The 16,999-nt window shown below is 44.0% G+C and carries 14 protein-coding genes; 13 read left to right on the top strand and 1 reads right to left on the bottom strand.

Annotated elements, in window-relative coordinates:
• Positions 1–15: 15 nt before the first annotated feature.
• The 7 genes from L3V33_RS20915 to L3V33_RS20885 all read left to right on the top strand — a co-directional run bounded on the left by L3V33_RS20915 (position 16) and on the right by L3V33_RS20885 (position 8,573).
• Positions 16–789, top strand: coding sequence for a thioredoxin fold domain-containing protein (locus tag L3V33_RS20915; RefSeq protein ID WP_237291137.1), 774 nt, complete (start codon positions 16–18; stop codon positions 787–789).
• A gap of 79 nt (positions 790–868) precedes the next feature.
• Positions 869–2,605 carry a single-stranded-DNA-specific exonuclease RecJ gene (gene recJ / locus L3V33_RS20910; RefSeq protein WP_237291136.1) on the top strand — a complete coding sequence of 579 codons (1,737 nt, stop codon included), beginning with the start codon at positions 869–871 and terminating at the stop codon, positions 2,603–2,605.
• Positions 2,606–2,857: 252 nt separating this feature from the next.
• A protein-coding gene (prfB, locus tag L3V33_RS20905; RefSeq protein ID WP_099426155.1) for a peptide chain release factor 2 occupies positions 2,858–3,956 on the top strand; the annotation gives its coding sequence in 2 pieces (ribosomal slippage) (positions 2,858–2,932 and positions 2,934–3,956; 1,098 coding nt in all).
• Between the two features lie 98 nt (positions 3,957–4,054).
• On the top strand, positions 4,055–5,587 hold the full coding sequence (gene lysS / locus L3V33_RS20900) for a lysine--tRNA ligase (protein WP_004735013.1): 1,533 nt from the start codon (positions 4,055–4,057) through the stop codon (positions 5,585–5,587).
• A gap of 271 nt (positions 5,588–5,858) precedes the next feature.
• Positions 5,859–7,193: a cyclic-di-GMP-binding transcriptional regulator VpsR gene (gene vpsR / locus L3V33_RS20895; protein ID WP_237291135.1), complete on the top strand. Its 1,335-nt coding sequence runs from the start codon at positions 5,859–5,861 to the stop codon at positions 7,191–7,193.
• Between the two features lie 602 nt (positions 7,194–7,795).
• Entirely contained in the window at positions 7,796–8,047 is a 252-nt protein-coding gene (locus L3V33_RS20890; protein WP_004735015.1) for a hypothetical protein, read from the top strand.
• A gap of 214 nt (positions 8,048–8,261) precedes the next feature.
• Positions 8,262–8,573: a DUF6482 family protein gene (locus tag L3V33_RS20885; protein ID WP_004735016.1), complete on the top strand. Its 312-nt coding sequence runs from the start codon at positions 8,262–8,264 to the stop codon at positions 8,571–8,573.
• An 86-nt stretch (positions 8,574–8,659) separates the two neighbouring features.
• On the opposite strand, the gene mutH is transcribed toward L3V33_RS20885, so the two are convergent.
• Complete coding sequence (gene mutH / locus L3V33_RS20880; protein ID WP_086027492.1) at positions 8,660–9,325, bottom strand: DNA mismatch repair endonuclease MutH; 666 nt, start codon at positions 9,323–9,325, stop codon at positions 8,660–8,662.
• 616 nt (positions 9,326–9,941) lie between these two features.
• Here mutH and rppH point away from each other — a divergent pair.
• From rppH to L3V33_RS20850, 6 genes are all read left to right on the top strand, one after another.
• A complete protein-coding gene (gene rppH / locus L3V33_RS20875) occupies positions 9,942–10,460 on the top strand; it encodes an RNA pyrophosphohydrolase (protein ID WP_004735018.1) in 519 nt (172 codons plus the stop codon).
• A 2-nt stretch (positions 10,461–10,462) separates the two neighbouring features.
• Positions 10,463–12,712 carry a phosphoenolpyruvate--protein phosphotransferase gene (gene ptsP / locus L3V33_RS20870; RefSeq protein WP_004735019.1) on the top strand — a complete coding sequence of 750 codons (2,250 nt, stop codon included), beginning with the start codon at positions 10,463–10,465 and terminating at the stop codon, positions 12,710–12,712.
• 8 nt (positions 12,713–12,720) lie between these two features.
• Positions 12,721–13,512 carry a sulfite exporter TauE/SafE family protein gene (locus tag L3V33_RS20865; protein ID WP_004735020.1) on the top strand — a complete coding sequence of 264 codons (792 nt, stop codon included), beginning with the start codon at positions 12,721–12,723 and terminating at the stop codon, positions 13,510–13,512.
• Between the two features lie 58 nt (positions 13,513–13,570).
• Positions 13,571–14,392 (top strand): prolipoprotein diacylglyceryl transferase, encoded by an 822-nt coding sequence (gene lgt / locus L3V33_RS20860; RefSeq protein WP_004735021.1) that lies wholly within the window; start codon positions 13,571–13,573, stop codon positions 14,390–14,392.
• A gap of 9 nt (positions 14,393–14,401) precedes the next feature.
• On the top strand, positions 14,402–15,253 hold the full coding sequence (locus L3V33_RS20855) for a thymidylate synthase (protein WP_009848438.1): 852 nt from the start codon (positions 14,402–14,404) through the stop codon (positions 15,251–15,253).
• Between the two features lie 136 nt (positions 15,254–15,389).
• Positions 15,390–16,784 (top strand): winged helix-turn-helix domain-containing protein, encoded by a 1,395-nt coding sequence (locus L3V33_RS20850; protein ID WP_237291134.1) that lies wholly within the window; start codon positions 15,390–15,392, stop codon positions 16,782–16,784.
• The last annotated feature ends 215 nt before the right edge of the window (positions 16,785–16,999 follow it).

Below are 16,999 nucleotides of genomic sequence, written 5' to 3'. Positions count from 1 at the left end.
TTTAAGGTGAACTTAATGAGCGTATTACGCCGTCTTCCTCTATTAGTGCTTCCTCTCATGATTACTGCATGTAATGCATCAGAAGCGAAAGTAGAACAAACATCAACAGCCGTAGAAGTTGCTCCAGCTATTGATACAGCAGCGTTAACTAAGCGTTTTGAAAAAATCGGTATCAAGGTAGAGAAGATCGTTCCTTCAGACATCGATGGCCTATTAGAAATTCAAACTAACAGTGGCATTATCTTTTCTTCTCCAGAGGGCGATCACTTTCTAGCCGGCACTCTTTACTCTCTGGATGATAACGGCAAATTCAGTGACGTTTTGGCTGAGCGTCAAGCTCCACTTAATGCTGAAAAGGTCGCGGCGATGTCGGATACGGTTATCGAATATAAAGCCGATAACGAAAAGTACGTTGTGACGGTATTTACTGACATTACCTGTGGTTACTGTGTTCGTCTGCACAGCCAAATGCAAGGCTATAACGACCTAGGTATCACCGTTCGTTACATGGCTTACCCACGCCAAGGTGCGACAGGACAAGTTGCCGATCAAATGGCGGCAATCTGGGCTTCAGATGATCCAAAAACAGCCATGCACGATGCTAAAGTAAACCGTCAAATGCCAGCGTCTGGCAAAGACCTAGCAGAGCAGAAGCAGATCATCGCCAAACAATACAAATTGGGTCGTGAGCTTGGCATCAATGGCACTCCTGCTATCGTGCTAGCAAGTGGTGAGTTGGTGAGTGGTTACTTACCGCCAGCACAACTTCTTCAACGTTTAGAGCAATAATATCGTTTCTGTATTGCCAATTTATCCCCCATGTTTTTGATTTAAGGAGTGGCCTGATTGATATCGGGCCCATTTTTATATGATAGAGATCCAACGCCGTCCTGAGGTCGACACTTCAGTCTTACCTGCTCACTTACCTGACTTGTTAAAGCGCATTTATGTGAGTCGCGGAATCGACAGTGCTGACCAACTAGAGACAGCAGCGAAAGGCTTGCACTCTTATCAAAAACTGGGCGGCATTGATGCTGCGGTTGAATTGTTGTTCGAAGCCATTCAGCAGCAAAAACGCATCATCATTGTTGGTGACTTTGATGCCGATGGCGCAACCAGTTCGGCGTTGTCTGTGCTTGCTCTGCGTATGTTGGGCAGCTCTAACGTTGATTATCTAGTACCTAACCGTTTTGAAGATGGTTATGGCTTGAGCCCTGAGGTTGTCGAACAGGCGATCGAACTTGGTGCTGAAGTGATCATGACAGTCGACAACGGTGTCTCTTCGATTGACGGTGTCCGTTTCGCTAAAGAGAAAGGGCTAGACGTTCTGGTTACTGATCATCACTTACCGGGCAATGAACTGCCAATCGCCGATGCGATGGTCAATCCGAACCTAGAAAGCTGTGCATTTCCTTCAAAAGCGCTAGCGGGTGTTGGCGTCGCCTTTTATCTGATGATGGCGTTGTGTGTTCACATGCGTAAGTTGGGTTGGTTTGCTCAACACGGTATGACAGAGCCCAAGTTGATGGAACTGATTGACCTAGTGGCACTGGGTACTGTTGCGGATGTGGTTCCACTTGATGAAAATAACCGAATCTTGGTGCACCAAGGGCTACAACGCATTCGTGCGGGCAAAGCTCGTCCGGGTATTCAAGCCTTGATTGAAATTGCTAAGCGAGACGCTAAGCGTTTGGTTGCCTCCGATTTTGGTTTTGCGCTTGGTCCACGTATCAATGCGGCTGGCCGATTGGATGACATGTCTTTTGGTGTTGAGCTGCTAATGAGTAACAACATCCATGCCGCGCGTCGAATGGCCAGCGAGTTAGATGGCTTGAACCAAACACGTAAAGAGATCGAAGAGGGCATGAAACAAGAGGCGATGGCTTTTTGTGAGCGCCTTGAGTTCGGTAAAGACGATTTGCCTTCCGGCTTAGCCTTGTTCCAACGTGATTGGCACCAAGGTGTGATTGGTATTTTGGCTTCGCGTATCAAAGACAAATACCACCGCCCAGTAATCGCATTTGCTGATGGTGGTGAAGGCAGCATTAAGGGTTCATGTCGTTCGATTCCAGGTTTGCACATGCGCGATGCGCTAGACAGAATCGATACTCAAAACCCTGGCCTAATCTTGAAGTTTGGTGGTCACGCAATGGCTGCTGGCTTAACCATTATGGAAAAAGACTTCGACCGATTCAGCAAGATGTTTGATGACGTTGTGCGTAAAGAACTCGGTGAGACGGCACTTAAGGGCATTATCTTGTCTGATGGTGAGCTGTTACCTGAAGAGTTCTCAATGCACACCGCTGAGACGTTGCGTTCAGGTGGTCCGTGGGGCCAAGCTTTTCCAGAACCCATCTTTGATGGTGAGTTTAAAGTGCTGCATCAAAAACTGGTAGGTGAAAAGCACCTTAAATTGATGCTAGAACCTCTATACAAAGGCCACCCAACCAATGTGATGATTGATGGTATTGCTTTCAATGTTGATTTACGTCGCTGGCCTGATGCGTCCGTGAAAACGGTTCATCTTGCATTTAAGCTGGATATCAACGAGTTTCGTGGCAACCAATCGTTGCAGTTGATGGTTGACCATATTGAAGCCAAATAGTTAAAGCGCAAATAGCGTTATCGTTCACTGAATAATGTTCATCATTTAGCCCCAAATTCAACAAGCTCTGTTCAAAAACAGGGCTTGTTTTCTTTCTTTCCCTTACAAATTTTACGTGTTTTTTCTGTCTGTCAATTTTATATTCCATTAAGTTGTTGAATCTTGGCTTTCCGCTCTAAAAAATTCTGTATCTCCGTCACACTTTTGAGTACAATTCTTCGGTTAAATTCTACTCATAAATGATGAGCTAAAATGTTTGAAATCAATCCTATTAAAAACCGTCTGCAGGATGTGTCTGAACGCACAAATATCCTGAGGGGGTATCTTTGACTATGACGCTAGAAAAGAGCGTCTAGAAGAAGTAAACGCAGAATTAGAACAACCGGATGTATGGAACGAACCTGAGCGTGCTCAAGCGCTAGGTAAAGAACGTTCTGCATTGGAAGCAGTAGTAGAAACGATCGACCAACTTGACCAAGGTGTTGAGGATGTTGAGGGTCTATTAGAGCTTGCGGTTGAGGAAGAAGACCAAGAAACGTTTGACGAAATCGAACCAGAACTTGCAGAGCTAGAAGCTAAGCTAGAAAAACTGGAATTCCGTCGTATGTTTGCTGGCGATCACGACGCATCAGATTGCTACATCGATTTACAGTCAGGCTCGGGCGGTACAGAAGCTCAAGACTGGACTTCAATGATGTTGCGTATGTACTTACGTTGGGCAGATTCGAAAGGCTTCAAGACTGAAGTGATCGAAGTGTCTGATGGTGATGTTGCTGGCCTTAAAGGCGCAACGGTACGTATTTCTGGTGAATACGCTTATGGTTGGTTACGTACAGAGACAGGTGTTCACCGTCTAGTTCGTAAGTCACCATTTGATTCAAGTGGCCGTCGTCATACTTCATTTGCATCTGCGTTTATATACCCAGAGATTGATGACAACATTACGATCGATATTAATCCTTCTGACTTACGTATTGACGTATACCGTGCCTCTGGTGCTGGTGGTCAACACGTAAACACCACGGAATCGGCGGTACGTATTACTCACGTTCCAACCAACACCGTGGTTCAATGTCAGAATGACCGTTCGCAGCATAAGAACAAAGACCAAGCGATGAAGCAGCTACGTGCTAAGCTTTTTGAACTTGAGATTCAAAAACAAAATGCTGAAAAACAAGCGAGCGAAGAAACGAAATCAGACATTGGTTGGGGCAGTCAAATCCGCTCTTACGTACTGGATGATTCTCGTATCAAAGATTTGCGCACCGGCATCGAAAACCGTAATACTCAAGCGGTTCTTGACGGTGACTTAGACAAGTTTATTGAAGCTAGCCTGAAATCAGGTCTGTAAGCTTTACCAACTATTAAGCTTTACCAATAATATTGGTAAAAATGCCTATATTTTCAAGAATATAGCTGTCCAAATTATAAAAGCAAGGTACATCTCTAATGACTGATGCTGTTCAAAACGAAAACGCACAAGAAGCTTCTTCACCTGAAGAGAACAAACTAATCGCTGAACGCCGTAGCAAGCTGGATCACATCCGCTTGAACTGCAAAGCGAACGGTCACCCAAATGATTTCCGTCGCGAGCACCTAGCTGGCGATCTTCAAGCGGAATTCGGTGAGAAGACTAAGGAAGAGCTAGAAGAGCTTAACCACATCGTTGCGATCGCTGGTCGTGTTATGGCGAAGCGTGGTCCATTCCTTGCGATTCAAGAAACTTCTGGTCGTATCCAAGCATACGCAGCGAAAGACGTACAAAAAGTACTGAAAGAGAAGTACCAAGGCCTAGATATCGGTGACATCATCGGTGTTAAAGGTGCGCTTCACAAATCTGGTAAAGGCGACCTTTACGTGAACATGGAAGAGTTTGAACTGCTAACGAAAGCACTTCGTCCTCTACCAGAGAAGTTCCACGGTCTAACTGACCAAGAGATGCGTTACCGTCAGCGTTACGTTGACTTAATCGTGAACGAAGACTCTCGTAACACATTCATCGTGCGTTCTAAGCTTGTGTCTTCAATCCGTAACTTCATGAGCTCAAAAGGCTACCTAGAAGTTGAAACGCCAATGATGCACGTGATCCCAGGCGGTGCTACAGCACGTCCATTTATCACTCATCACAACGCATTAGACATCGACATGTACCTACGTGTTGCACCTGAGCTTTACCTTAAGCGTCTAGTGGTTGGTGGTTTTGACCGTGTATTTGAGATCAACCGTAACTTCCGTAACGAAGGTCTATCTCCACGTCACAACCCAGAATTCACAATGATGGAATTCTACCAAGCGTACTCTGACTACAAAGATCTAATGGATCTAACTGAAGAGATGCTAAGCACAGCAGCGATGGACGTTCTTGGTTCTACTTCTATGCCTTACGGTGACGAAACGGTTGAGTTCGGTGGCACTTACGCTCGCATGAGCATGTTCGATGCAATCAAACACTACACGCCTGAAAATGCAAACATTCAAGCTCTGACTGAAGATGATCTTCAGAACAGAGAATTGATGGTTAAAATTGCAGAAGAAGTGGGTCTGTACGTTGAGAAATTCTGGACTTGTGGTCAGCTTCTTGAAGAGATCTTTGGTGAAACGGCTGAGCCTCAGCTAATTCAACCAACGTTCATCACGGGTTACCCAGCGGATATTTCTCCATTGGCTCGTCGTAGCGACAGCAACCCATTCTTCACAGACCGCTTTGAGTTCTTCATCGGTGGCCGTGAAGTAGCGAATGGTTTCTCTGAGCTTAACGATGCACAAGACCAAGATGAGCGTTTTAAAGCGCAAGTTAACGCAAAAGACGCGGGTGATGACGAAGCGATGTACTACGATGCAGACTACATTACTGCACTAGAGCACGGCTTACCGCCAACAGCGGGTCAAGGTATTGGTATCGATCGTCTAGCGATGCTATTTACAAATACGCACACAATCCGTGACGTGATCTTGTTCCCGGCAATGCGTCCACAAGCGTAATACTCGCTTATGTGATGTAACAGCCCATCTAATTAAAAAAGCCACCTTCGGGTGGCTTTTTCTGTTTTTAGGCTGCAAAACCTAGCCTGTACCGCACTCTTGATTCGAAAAACCATTATTTCTGACATAGTCTTACTATTGAGACATAAAATCTAAGATAGTCTCACTACTATACGTCCTGCGCTGAATACGATCTCGTGGCATTTTGTCGAACGATGAAGCAGTGACTCGTATTAGCTTGATTTAAATAAAAATAGAATAAGGAAGAAGGATGGGAACTCAATTTAAGATGGATTCCTTACCAGGTTCTCTTATCGTCGTTGGTGGTGCGTACGAACCCTGGTTATCAGTGTTAGAGCAAGTGGGTTGGCAATGTACCCAGTGTGCAGATTTACGAAAAGCCGATGCATTGATTGCCGACATAGGCCCATGCATTGGCATTGTGGACCTTAGCCATGATGAGTTCAGCCTAAATGGCATTGCAAACTTGGTGAGTAACAATAAGCAGGTTAGATGGCTCGCCTTTATCCGTGAATCGCAATTAAGCTCCGATACTATTTGCCAGTTTATCGTTAACTTCTGTATCGACTTTTTCACGGCACCCATTCCAGATGCACAGCTACTGAGTACCATTGGTCACCAGCTTGGCATGCTTAAGCTTGAGCAGAAAGTATGGCCAAACTACGGCATTAACAACAATATGGGCTTGCTGGGCGACTCGGTGGCAGTAAAGCGCCTAAGAGACCAAGTAAAGCGAATTGGGCCAACTGATGTCAGTATCCTGATTTACGGCGAGAGTGGGGCTGGCAAAGAGACGATTGCACGCTCTATTCATCAAAACTCTTCGCGAGCGCAAAAGCCATTTTTAACGGTCAATTGTCGTGCCTTGTCTGAAATGAGAATAGAGGCAGAGGTATTTGGTATCTCAGCACAGCCCGCTGCAGCACCTTGTCTGTTGGAAGAAGCCGATGGCGGAACCATCTTGCTTAACGATGTATTGGCAATGCCACGCAATCAGCAGTTGAACCTGCTGCGTTTCTTACAAGAAGGTAAAATTGAAACTGCGGATGGTCCTAAGCCTGTCGATGTGCGTATTCTGGCCGCGAACTCTTCTGACATAGAAAAGGCATTGATCGAGGGCGACTTCAATGAAGAGCTTTATCATTACATCAATGTTCTGCGTATTCACGTTCCGAGCTTGAAAGAGCGAGTGAGTGATATTTCAGTACTGGCTAATCATTTTTTACGTGAGTATTCAAAAGAGTTTAATGCTCAAGCCAAGAGCTTTTCAGACGATGCTATCCGCTCGATGAATCGTTATCACTGGCCGGGCAATGTGCGTGAGCTGATGAATCAAATTAAGCGTGTCGTGCTGATGTCGGATGCGGTGATCATTGACGATCAACAACTTGATTTACCAAAACAGAATGATGAGCGCCGCAGTCTCAAAAGTATCCGTGAGCGTTCAGAGCGAGATGCGTTGCTGATTGTTCTGGAATCTTATGGTGGTCAAGTATCGTTGGCCGCTAAGGAGCTTGGAGTTTCGCGTGCAACCATGTACAGATTGCTGAATAAGCATGGCCTGATTTCTGAAGGTGTTGTTTAGAGCTCTCTATTCATTGATTCTATCCAGTTAATGTAAATATAAGAGCCACGCATGATGCGTGGTTTTTTTATATCTATTGCTACAACTTCTCGTTGATCGTTGACTGCTGACAGATTGAGCTATTGGAGGCTCGGTCTTTAAGAGAGATGTTCTGTGATTTTATATAATCATAGTGAATATGTTATATATAAAGTGATATGCAACTGATATTTTGGGTGAATCATTTGTTTTGAAATTGTTAATCAATTATCGGTTGAATAATATACTCACTTGGTTAGACTTTAACCGTGAAAGCAATAGCTTAACAGAGACTTATTTGCTTTTATTATCTCATTTCTTTTTGGATTTTTTAGTTAGTTTGGAGGCGCAAATGAAACATTTCGATTTTATACAGCATATTTGCGCGTCGTTTGATCCGTGTACTGACATGGTGACTGTTATGTCACAAGCATCAGCCATGGCCGATCGAAACACCCAAGATAAACCTAACTAATAGATCCGTACCCTTATTTGGCTGCGGAAAAATAGCAGCTAAGTGAGAAGCCCTCATACTATCTAACACGCTATTTTTCCTCAGTTTATTTTACAACTGGAGAATTATTATGCGTCACTCAGTATACTTAAAACTAGCAACAGTCCTTATCCGTGCAGACCTTCGTCGTGAAGAACGTGAATGGCAACGAAAAGTTCGTCGTAGTTCATACGATCTACCATGGAACAATACTCACTTATTGAGAGATATTGGCCTTGAAGCCGATGGTCGACCAATTGGTTTTTCTGAACCTGAAGTCGTTACGATTGAACGTCGAGTTCGTCATCTTCGTCGAGTCTTAAGCGCGCGAATACCGACGTAATCTTGTGGGGTGATAGCGCCTTTCACCCCTTAAGATAAATATCAGTGATAGTTGTGGCGTCGAAAGTGCAAGCTTTTGAACTAAAACAGGCCAAAGAAGAGAAGCACTTGCTTCTCTTTTTTGCTTTTTTAAGCCGTTATGTGTGCTTTTTTAAGTCGTTATCTAGTAAAGAAAAAGAGTTCTACTACGCTTTATAGAGCAAGGGAGGCTGGCTATGCAAAAGCATCAATTAGACATGTGGTTACATGGAGAGCACAAAGACTCTTATCAAACACCGAAGGTATACGTTATTGGCTGTTCCGATATCTCGGAATATCTATTAGCAGTGGAATATAAACACAAGCTAGAACCGGTAAAGCAAGACGGTGAGCCGCTTCATTTTGGATCCTTGGATCAAGTGAAAGAAGAGTTGCTCCGGCTCGGTTTTGAAAAGGCGTATCTTCGCTTACACAACGCCTATGATGAGTTTGGTAATGAGCCGAGCCAAAGCTACTGTGATATTGAACTGGCGCTTAAACCTCATTAGAGAGCATTTGTAGCTAGAGATTGATTCTAGTTACTGGCGGTTTGTAACATACTGATAGTTTGGTCCATCTATGCTAGATAAAAGCTCTATGCGTAATGAGTTGTCAGTAATTTATGGGTGAATTGAGTCCGTAGATAGAAACCACGTGGCTTAGTCTTGATAGGTTTTCCACTTGCACCGTAAGCTTCTGTTAACACGCGACTGTTGGCCGCTTTTGGTCGCAAATGCAGTGCTTCGCCGTGTCTTGCTGTTATCTGTTCAACATTACCCAACACGATCAACTCCATCAGTTCTTCCCAGTCTCTTTTCAGGAGTTCGTTTTCAGCTAGGCTTGGTGTCCAGAGTAATGGGGAGCCAACATGCCTTTCTGCCAGCGGGATCTCTCTTTCTCCCTCAACTGGGATCCACAACACTTTAGACAGCTTGTTGCGAACGTGACTGGTTTCCCAAGTTATGCCTTGCACGCCCATCAATGGAGCGACACAAACAAAGGTGGTTTCGAGTGGCTTTCCAGAGTAGCCAATCGGGATGCTTTTAAGCTCGATACCGAGTTTGGCAAAATCTTGTTCTGGTTTACTGCCAGCGGGCGCACCCAAGTGCCATTCCAATAGCTGTCCAACCCAGCCTTTATCACGCTTGAGGTCGTTTGGCATCACCATCTCAGCTTCATCGGCGAGCTCTTTAAAGGTCATTCCGGCGATAGCATACGCTCTGTCTAGCAGCTCTTGTTGTGTTTGTGGTTCTGGTTTCATAATAAAAGACATGATCAAAAAAATGATTTTACCAGAAGTTATCACCATATGACGACTGGTTAAGAAATGATCTCCTTGTTAGGGAAGGGATCAAACTCATGGTTATCCACAGGACATAAAGGTAATTAATTGAAATATTAATTTAGTGGATAAATAAACAGGGGTTTATGGTGGATTAAATGCTTGCCAAATGGGGTTCAAAATGAATCTTTCGCTTACTAGTGTGGATAAACATCGGAGTGGTTGATCTTTAACCACGTTCTGTTTTTGAAAGATCTTTTACTTTTCTAATGTTTTTAAAAATGAAATTCTAACTCTAATTAATTGATTTTTAATTAAATAAATTGTATTTACTCGACTTGGTGTTTTTGATGTTGATGAATCTATGGATTAAAAAAAACGATTGCGGGTAATTCTTCACATAGTTATTCACAGAAAAGGTGAATAAATGTGGTCTATGTCTCACTCTTGTGTGGGTAACTAGAATTTGAGCAAAACTTATCCATATTCTTAGTTAATATTCATAAATATAGCGCTTGTCACGTCACTAAGTTTGCTCCGATTGGGGATATGTGGAAAAATCAGAGTAATTAAAAATTTAGATAGAGGTTGGCCAGTGATAGATGGCGATGGTTACCGATTAAATGTTGGTATTGTAATCTGTAACAACCATGGTCAGGTCTTCTGGGCTAAACGATACGGGCAACATTCATGGCAATTCCCTCAAGGGGGAATAGATGAAGGTGAAACTCCGGAACAGGCAATGTACCGCGAGTTGTATGAAGAGGTTGGCCTTACTAAAAAGGATGTAAAGATCGTCGCGACAAGTCGTCATTGGTTACGCTATAAGCTGCCCAAACGACTGGTTCGGTGGGATTCTAAACCTGTCTGTATTGGACAAAAACAGAAGTGGTTCCTTTTACGCTTAGATTGCGATGAATCGCAGATCAATATGCAGCGTGGAAGTACACCTGAGTTTGATGGTTGGCGTTGGGTGAGTTACTGGTACCCAGTTCGACAAGTTGTTTCTTTCAAGCGAGATGTTTACCGTCGAGCGATGAAAGAATTCGCATCTTTAGCAATGCCGTTTAAAGAGCGAAAAACAAAAGGAAAACGCAAATTGCGTAGAGGTTAAGCATGCTCAGTCAACTAAGGGAAATAGTTGAACACGTATCAAGAGTTGAAGATGTGTCGACGGCTCTTGATATTTTGGTTAAAGAGACATGCAGTGCGATGCAGACGGAATGTTGCACCGTGTATTTGGCAAATAATGATATGCAGCGTCTTGAGTTGATGGCAACTCAAGGCCTGATCTTCAAAGGCAATAGCATTCACATTGGTTTTGACGAAGGTCTGGTTGGCCTTGTCAAAAGAAGTGCTGAACCTATCAACCTTGCACAAGCGTCTGCTCACCCTGCTTATAAGTTTTTTCCAGAGCTTGGAGAAAAGGTTTATCACTCTTTTCTCGGCACTCCGATTATCCATCGTAAGCAAGTGCTTGGCGTATTGGTCATTCAACAGAAGTCTCCTCGTTTATTCAGTGAGATGGAGGAATCCTTCCTTGTCACACTCTCAGCACAACTTGCGGTCATTGTGGCGCACGCTCAAACTCAAGGCCATTGGCTTTTAGAGCAACAGAAGCTACCTAAGATTAAAGGTATTGCAGCTTCATCGGGCGTTGCGATTGGTGATTTATGGTGGGATAACACTCAGCCTGAACTCACCGATGTTTATCCAGCATCGACGCTTAATGTTGAAAGAGAGCATGAAATGCTGGCAGTCGCCGTCGAAAATGCTCTCAATGACTTTAAGCGAATGCGAAAGCGCCTAGACAGTGAAATCAATAAAGACGCGTTGGCGATCTTTGACCTGTTTACTCACTTACTCAACGATCCAATGTTGCGTAAGGATCTTAAGAGCCAAATCCAGAAAGGCGATAAAGCCGATTGGGCATTAAGGCAGGTTGTTGAGAGTTACTCGAATCGCTTTGCTCGTATGTCAGACGTGTACCTTCGTGAGAGGGCACAAGACATCCGAGAGCTTGGTCAAAGATTGCTCTATTTCCTTCACAATTCTGAACATGAACTTCGCACGCTAGATAAGCCAATTATTTTGGTGGTTCGAGAGTTAACGGCTTCGGTATTGGCCTCTATTCCCAAAGAAAAACTTTTAGCTGTTATTTCTTTGGAAGGGGCGGCGAACTCACATGCCGCGATTTTATCTCGAGCTTTGGGTATTCCTTCTGTTATGGGGGTTAACCTAAATCTTGCGCAAGCTAATGGTAAGCAAGCGATTGTCGACGGGTATAGTGGCGAGATCTTTATTGAGCCGACTCAAAACCTGCTCAAAGAATATCAAGGGCTGATTTTAGAAGAGAGTGAGCTCTCTTCTATGGTCAATCGAGAACTATACTTACCGGCAAAAACGCAAGACAACCAGCAAGTCGAGATCCTGCTTAATGCGGGCTTGAGTGCCGACACCAATATCGCTATCAACCAAGGCGTTGATGGGGTGGGTCTGTATCGAACCGAAATTTCTTTCTTGTTGCAGCAGAGGTTTCCGTCAGAGGACGAACAATTCAAGCAATACCGTTCAGTACTCGCGAGCTACCCTGAGAAGCAAGTGGTGATGCGTACACTCGATATCGGTGGCGATAAGGCCTTACCTTATTTCCCTATTGAAGAGGACAACCCATTCCTTGGTTGGCGTGGTATTCGTTTTACGCTCGATCATCCTGACATCTTTATTATTCAGTTACGTGCCATGCTACGTGCGAGCTGTGAAAGCCATAACTTGAGTATTTTGCTGCCGATGATCTCTGGTGCGCAGGAACTGGATGACGCGCTACAACTTATTGAACAAGCGTATGACGAAGTGCATGAGCTTGATAACCGAGTGCGTATGCCTCGCGTTGGTATCATGATTGAAGTGCCATCAATGCTTTACATACTGCCGCTGATTGCTGATAAGGTCGACTTTGTTTCAGTCGGTACCAACGACTTAACTCAATATTTATTAGCGGTTGATCGGAACAATTCACGAGTATCCGATGTCTATGAATCAATGCACCCTGCGGTGATCATGGCATTAAAACAAATTCATGATACTTGTAAGCAACATCAATTACCTGTGTGTATTTGTGGCGAGCTAGCCGGTGATCCTATGGGCGCGTTGTTACTGATTGGGTTGGGGTATGAGACGTTAAGTATGAATACCTCGAATGTCGCGAGGACTAAATATTTGATTCGCCAATCTAACTTGAGTGAATTACAGGATTTGGCAAATAGAGCGCTTTCAAAACCATATGGTAGTGACATCTATAGTATGATGCTGAACTATTTCGAAGAGCGTGAATTTACAGGCTTCATTCGAGCAGGTAAAAAATAGGATTTAACGTGTCATATGAACTGATAGGCTTGTTAGCGGGCCTTGGTGCTATTGTTGGTGTTTTAGCGGGCTTGCTAGGCATTGGTGGTGGTTTGCTGGTCGTTCCTGCCTTGCTATTTTTGCTTCCTAAAGCGGGTATTCCTCAAGAGTTTGCGATGCAAATGGCATTGGCAACCTCGTTATCAACCATTATTGTTACCTCAGGGTCGTCTGCGATTAACCATTTAAAATTGGGTAATGTGGAGCTTTTTGTCGTTAAGTGGTTGATGCCTGGCGTGGTGATTGGTGGTTTCCTAGGTTCTTTTGTCGCCGACGTTATTCCTGCTCAATATCTGCCAAAAGTCTTTGGTGTGATTGTCTTAGTATTGGCGTTGCAGATGCTGTTGTCGATCCGCTCTAAGAGTCAAAAGTCGATGCCGGGTTCAGCTAAAACCATGTTATGTGGTGGCGGTATTGGTTTGGTTTCAAGCTTGGCTGGTATTGGTGGTGGTTCTTTATCGGTGCCTTTCCTTAACCATCACGGTGTGGAAATGCGCAAAGCTGTAGGCTCATCCTCTGTATGTGGTTGTGTTATCGCGATTTCGGGAATGCTAGGCTTTATTTGGCATGGCTCTTCTGTCGATGATCTTCCGGCGTATAGCTTGGGTTATGTTTATCTACCGGCTTTGATAGCGATATCTTGTACCTCAGTACTGACCACACGAGTTGGCGCTAAACTGGCCACTCAATTGCCAACCCCCGTGCTGAAGAAATTCTTTGCGGTATTTTTAATGTTTATAGCAGCCACTATGCTGCTGTAGTGTCTTTTCTGTTAGCTGTTGAGTTAACCGTTATTCAATTTTAGATAGAGAGCCAAGTATGTCTCAGGGTTTTATCGAATTCCCAAATATCGATCCTGTTCTTATTGAACTAGGACCAATCTCAGTTCGTTGGTACGGCCTAATGTACCTTGTCGGTTTTATGTTTGCTCTTTGGTTAGCAAATCGCCGAGCTGATCAACCCGGTAGTGGTTGGACTCGAGAGCAAGTATCAGACCTACTGTTTGCTGGCTTTCTAGGTGTGGTGCTTGGTGGTCGTATTGGCTACGTACTTTTCTACAACTTTGGCCTTTTCATTGATGATCCACTCTACCTATTTAAGGTATGGACTGGCGGTATGTCTTTCCACGGTGGTTTGCTTGGTGTGATCACCGCGATGCTTTGGTATGCCAAAAAGAACGGTAGAACCTTTTTTGGTGTCGCTGACATGATTGCACCATTGGTTCCATTTGGTTTAGGTATGGGCCGCATGGGCAACTTCATGAACAGTGAGCTATGGGGTCGTGTAACTGATGTGCCATGGGCGATTGTATTCCCTAACGGTGGTCCGCTTCCTCGTCATCCATCTCAGCTTTATGAAATGGCGCTTGAAGGTATTGTACTGTTCTTCATCTTGAACTGGTTCATCAAAAAGCCGCGCCCTCTTGGTTCTGTATCAGGGTTATTCCTAGCAGGATATGGTACATTCCGCTTCCTAGTTGAATACGTACGTGAACCTGATGCTCAGCTAGGTTTGTTCGGTGGATTTATCTCTATGGGACAAATTTTGTCACTGCCAATGGTTATCATCGGTGTGCTGATGATGGTTTGGGCATACAAGCGTGGTCACTACAAAGATGAATTACCACAACAAACGAAGTAAGGAATTGGTGTGAAACAGTATTTAGATCTCTGTCAGCGTATCGTTAATGACGGTACTTGGATTGAAAATGAACGCACAGGCAAGCGCTGCCTAACCGTAATCAATGCTGACCTTGAATATGATGTAGGTAATAACCAATTCCCACTGGTAACAACACGTAAAAGTTTTTGGAAAGCCGCAGTTGCCGAGCTGCTTGGCTATATCCGTGGTTACGACAATGCTGAAGATTTTCGTAAGCTAGGGACTAAAACTTGGGATGCGAATTCTAACCTGAATGAAGCATGGCTAAATAACCCTTACCGCAAGGGTGAAGACGACATGGGCCGTGTTTATGGCGTTCAAGGACGTGCATGGGCAAAACCTGACGGCGGTCATATCGACCAACTGAAGAAGATTGTTGATGATCTAACGAACGGCATTGATGACCGCGGCGAGATCTTAAACTTCTATAACCCAGGTGAGTTCCACATGGGTTGTTTACGTCCGTGTATGTACAGCCACCACTTCTCTCTACTTGGTGACACTTTGTACCTAAACAGTACTCAGCGCTCTTGTGATGTTCCATTAGGTCTGAACTTCAATATGGTTCAAGTGTATGTGTTCCTCGCTATCATGGCGCAGATCACCGGCAAGAAAGCGGGTGTGGCTTATCACAAGCTTGTTAACGCTCATATCTACGAAGATCAACTCGCACCTATGCGTGATATCCAGTTGAAGCGTGAGCCTTTAGCGGGGCCAACATTCCATATCAATCCTGAAATTAAGTCTCTAGAAGATTTAGAAACGTGGGTAACGATGGATGACTTCTGGGTTGAAGGTTACGAATGCCACGAAGCGATTAAGTACCCGTTCTCGGTTTAATCTAATCTGCTTTGATTGACTGATTGACTGATTGAAAGGTTGCCTCTGCGCAGCCTTTTTTATTTCTGATGCTTGGCTTGCTTACCATTCGTAAAACCAATAATCTTGAGTGGTCTTTTCTAACCACAGAACTACTATGACTCGCTCGCATTGCTTTGTATTGCAACACGACTTTCCTATTTCTTTCTACCCTGATAAAAACCAGTTGGTGATTGATAGTGAAGAGATTCATTTAGAGCCACTACAAGCAAGGCTGCTCAGCTATTTCATCGAAAATCGCGGGCAAGTAATGAGCACTCAGCAGATAGCTGCTGATGTGTGGCAAAGAACTCAAGTGTCTGACAACTTGGTCAGACAGGTCATCAGTTTATTGCGTAGTCAGCTTCTGGATAAAGCACGTCCGTATCGCATCATTCAAACCATTCCTAAGCGAGGTTATCTGTTTGATATTGAAATAATTCAGCCTAGCGTTGAGACTACTCCTGTAGAAGATATACTCCCACCTGAAACCAAAGTTGTTGTTTCTAAGACCAAAAATAGAACTATCGCCTTTATTACAACCGCTGTATTAGCGTTCGGTTTGATCGCAATTTTGGCATGGAAAAGCGATGTCCCAACCAATGACACTGTGGGTATTGCCGCTCATCAAAGTAATGTGATTCCCGTTTATATCCATGATATTACGCTCGATTCTGCGGACGATTATGAGATGTCGGAAAGTGTATACAACTATCTTTTCTATGGATTGAATTCGGCTAAAAACTTATCAGGTTACCACTTCTCTCAGCTATCGAAACAGGGCAAGCAGTCACTTGCCAATAATGGTGTCGAACTTAAAGGTTGGCTCAAGAAAAAGGGCGGTGACTATGTACTGAGCGTGCTGATACAAAACAACCGCCAGTCCAATCAAAGCCAGAAAGTGGAAAAGAGCTTTAGCCAAGACAACTTCTTTGATGCCATTGGGGATGTGATTCTTGAGATTAAAGCCATTATTGCCCCAATGAGTTCAGAATACGGCGTAGTCAGTCATCGAGTGACCGCTATTGATAACTACGATGATTGGAAGGTTATTTCAGAGGGGATATCGCTTTTCTACCAAGGCAAAGGTGGACAGCCATTTGCAGAGATCGCACTTCAGTTGGATACGATTCAACAGCAAGGAAGAGACAATTATCTGGTCAATGCCTTATTGTCGTATTCGGAATCTTTGGCTTATTTGCAAAGTCATGAGCAAGAAGATCGCGAACATGCACTGCAACTGGCAAAGCAAGCCTTTGAGATGAATCCGCGTTGTGATATTGCTAACCTTACCTTGGGTCTTGCACTGTTAATCAACCAACATGCTAATCAAGCTTTCCCTTACCTTTTTTATGCTGCCGAAAGTACACCGAGCCCAATCAGTTTTTATCTACTTAGTGTGGCTGACAAGCTGTCGGATAACCCCGAAGGTTCGCAATACAACTATCAGCGCTATACCGAAGTGAAAAAAGAGTATAATGGCCAACTGTTTGATCTTATTGAATCTTTATAAAAAACAAACCTTTCCTAAACCACATAATTCTCTTTGAAGTGAAGACGTTGAGTTACCGCTAATAGTAACGGCTCTTCCGCAAGGTTTTCTTGTGCCGACAGGCTTCTCAACATGTTTGATTATTGTTTGGATTCAGGCTCGATTGCCTTGCATCAAGCGTAAAAATATCGACTTCCACATACTGGTAACCAAATCATTAATTATTTGGGGTACAC

It is taken from the genome of Vibrio sp. A2-1 (genome assembly GCF_021728355.1).
GTDB classification, from domain to species: domain Bacteria; phylum Pseudomonadota; class Gammaproteobacteria; order Enterobacterales; family Vibrionaceae; genus Vibrio; species Vibrio splendidus_K.
This window is presented reverse-complemented; position numbering and strand designations above follow the sequence as displayed.

Excerpts from the sequence above, each read along its gene's own strand:
- L3V33_RS20915 (WP_237291137.1), top strand. The coding sequence starts at position 16 with ATGAGCGTATTACGCCGTCTTCCTCTATTAGTGCTTCCTCTCATGATT.
- recJ (WP_237291136.1), top strand. The coding sequence starts at position 869 with ATGATAGAGATCCAACGCCGTCCTGAGGTCGACACTTCAGTCTTACCT.
- lysS (WP_004735013.1), top strand. The coding sequence starts at position 4,055 with ATGACTGATGCTGTTCAAAACGAAAACGCACAAGAAGCTTCTTCACCT.
- vpsR (WP_237291135.1), top strand. The coding sequence starts at position 5,859 with ATGGGAACTCAATTTAAGATGGATTCCTTACCAGGTTCTCTTATCGTC.
- L3V33_RS20890 (WP_004735015.1), top strand. The coding sequence starts at position 7,796 with ATGCGTCACTCAGTATACTTAAAACTAGCAACAGTCCTTATCCGTGCA.
- L3V33_RS20885 (WP_004735016.1), top strand. The coding sequence starts at position 8,262 with ATGCAAAAGCATCAATTAGACATGTGGTTACATGGAGAGCACAAAGAC.
- mutH (WP_086027492.1), bottom strand. The coding sequence starts at position 9,325 with ATGAAACCAGAACCACAAACACAACAAGAGCTGCTAGACAGAGCGTAT.
- ptsP (WP_004735019.1), top strand. The coding sequence starts at position 10,463 with ATGCTCAGTCAACTAAGGGAAATAGTTGAACACGTATCAAGAGTTGAA.
- lgt (WP_004735021.1), top strand. The coding sequence starts at position 13,571 with ATGTCTCAGGGTTTTATCGAATTCCCAAATATCGATCCTGTTCTTATT.
- L3V33_RS20850 (WP_237291134.1), top strand. The coding sequence starts at position 15,390 with ATGACTCGCTCGCATTGCTTTGTATTGCAACACGACTTTCCTATTTCT.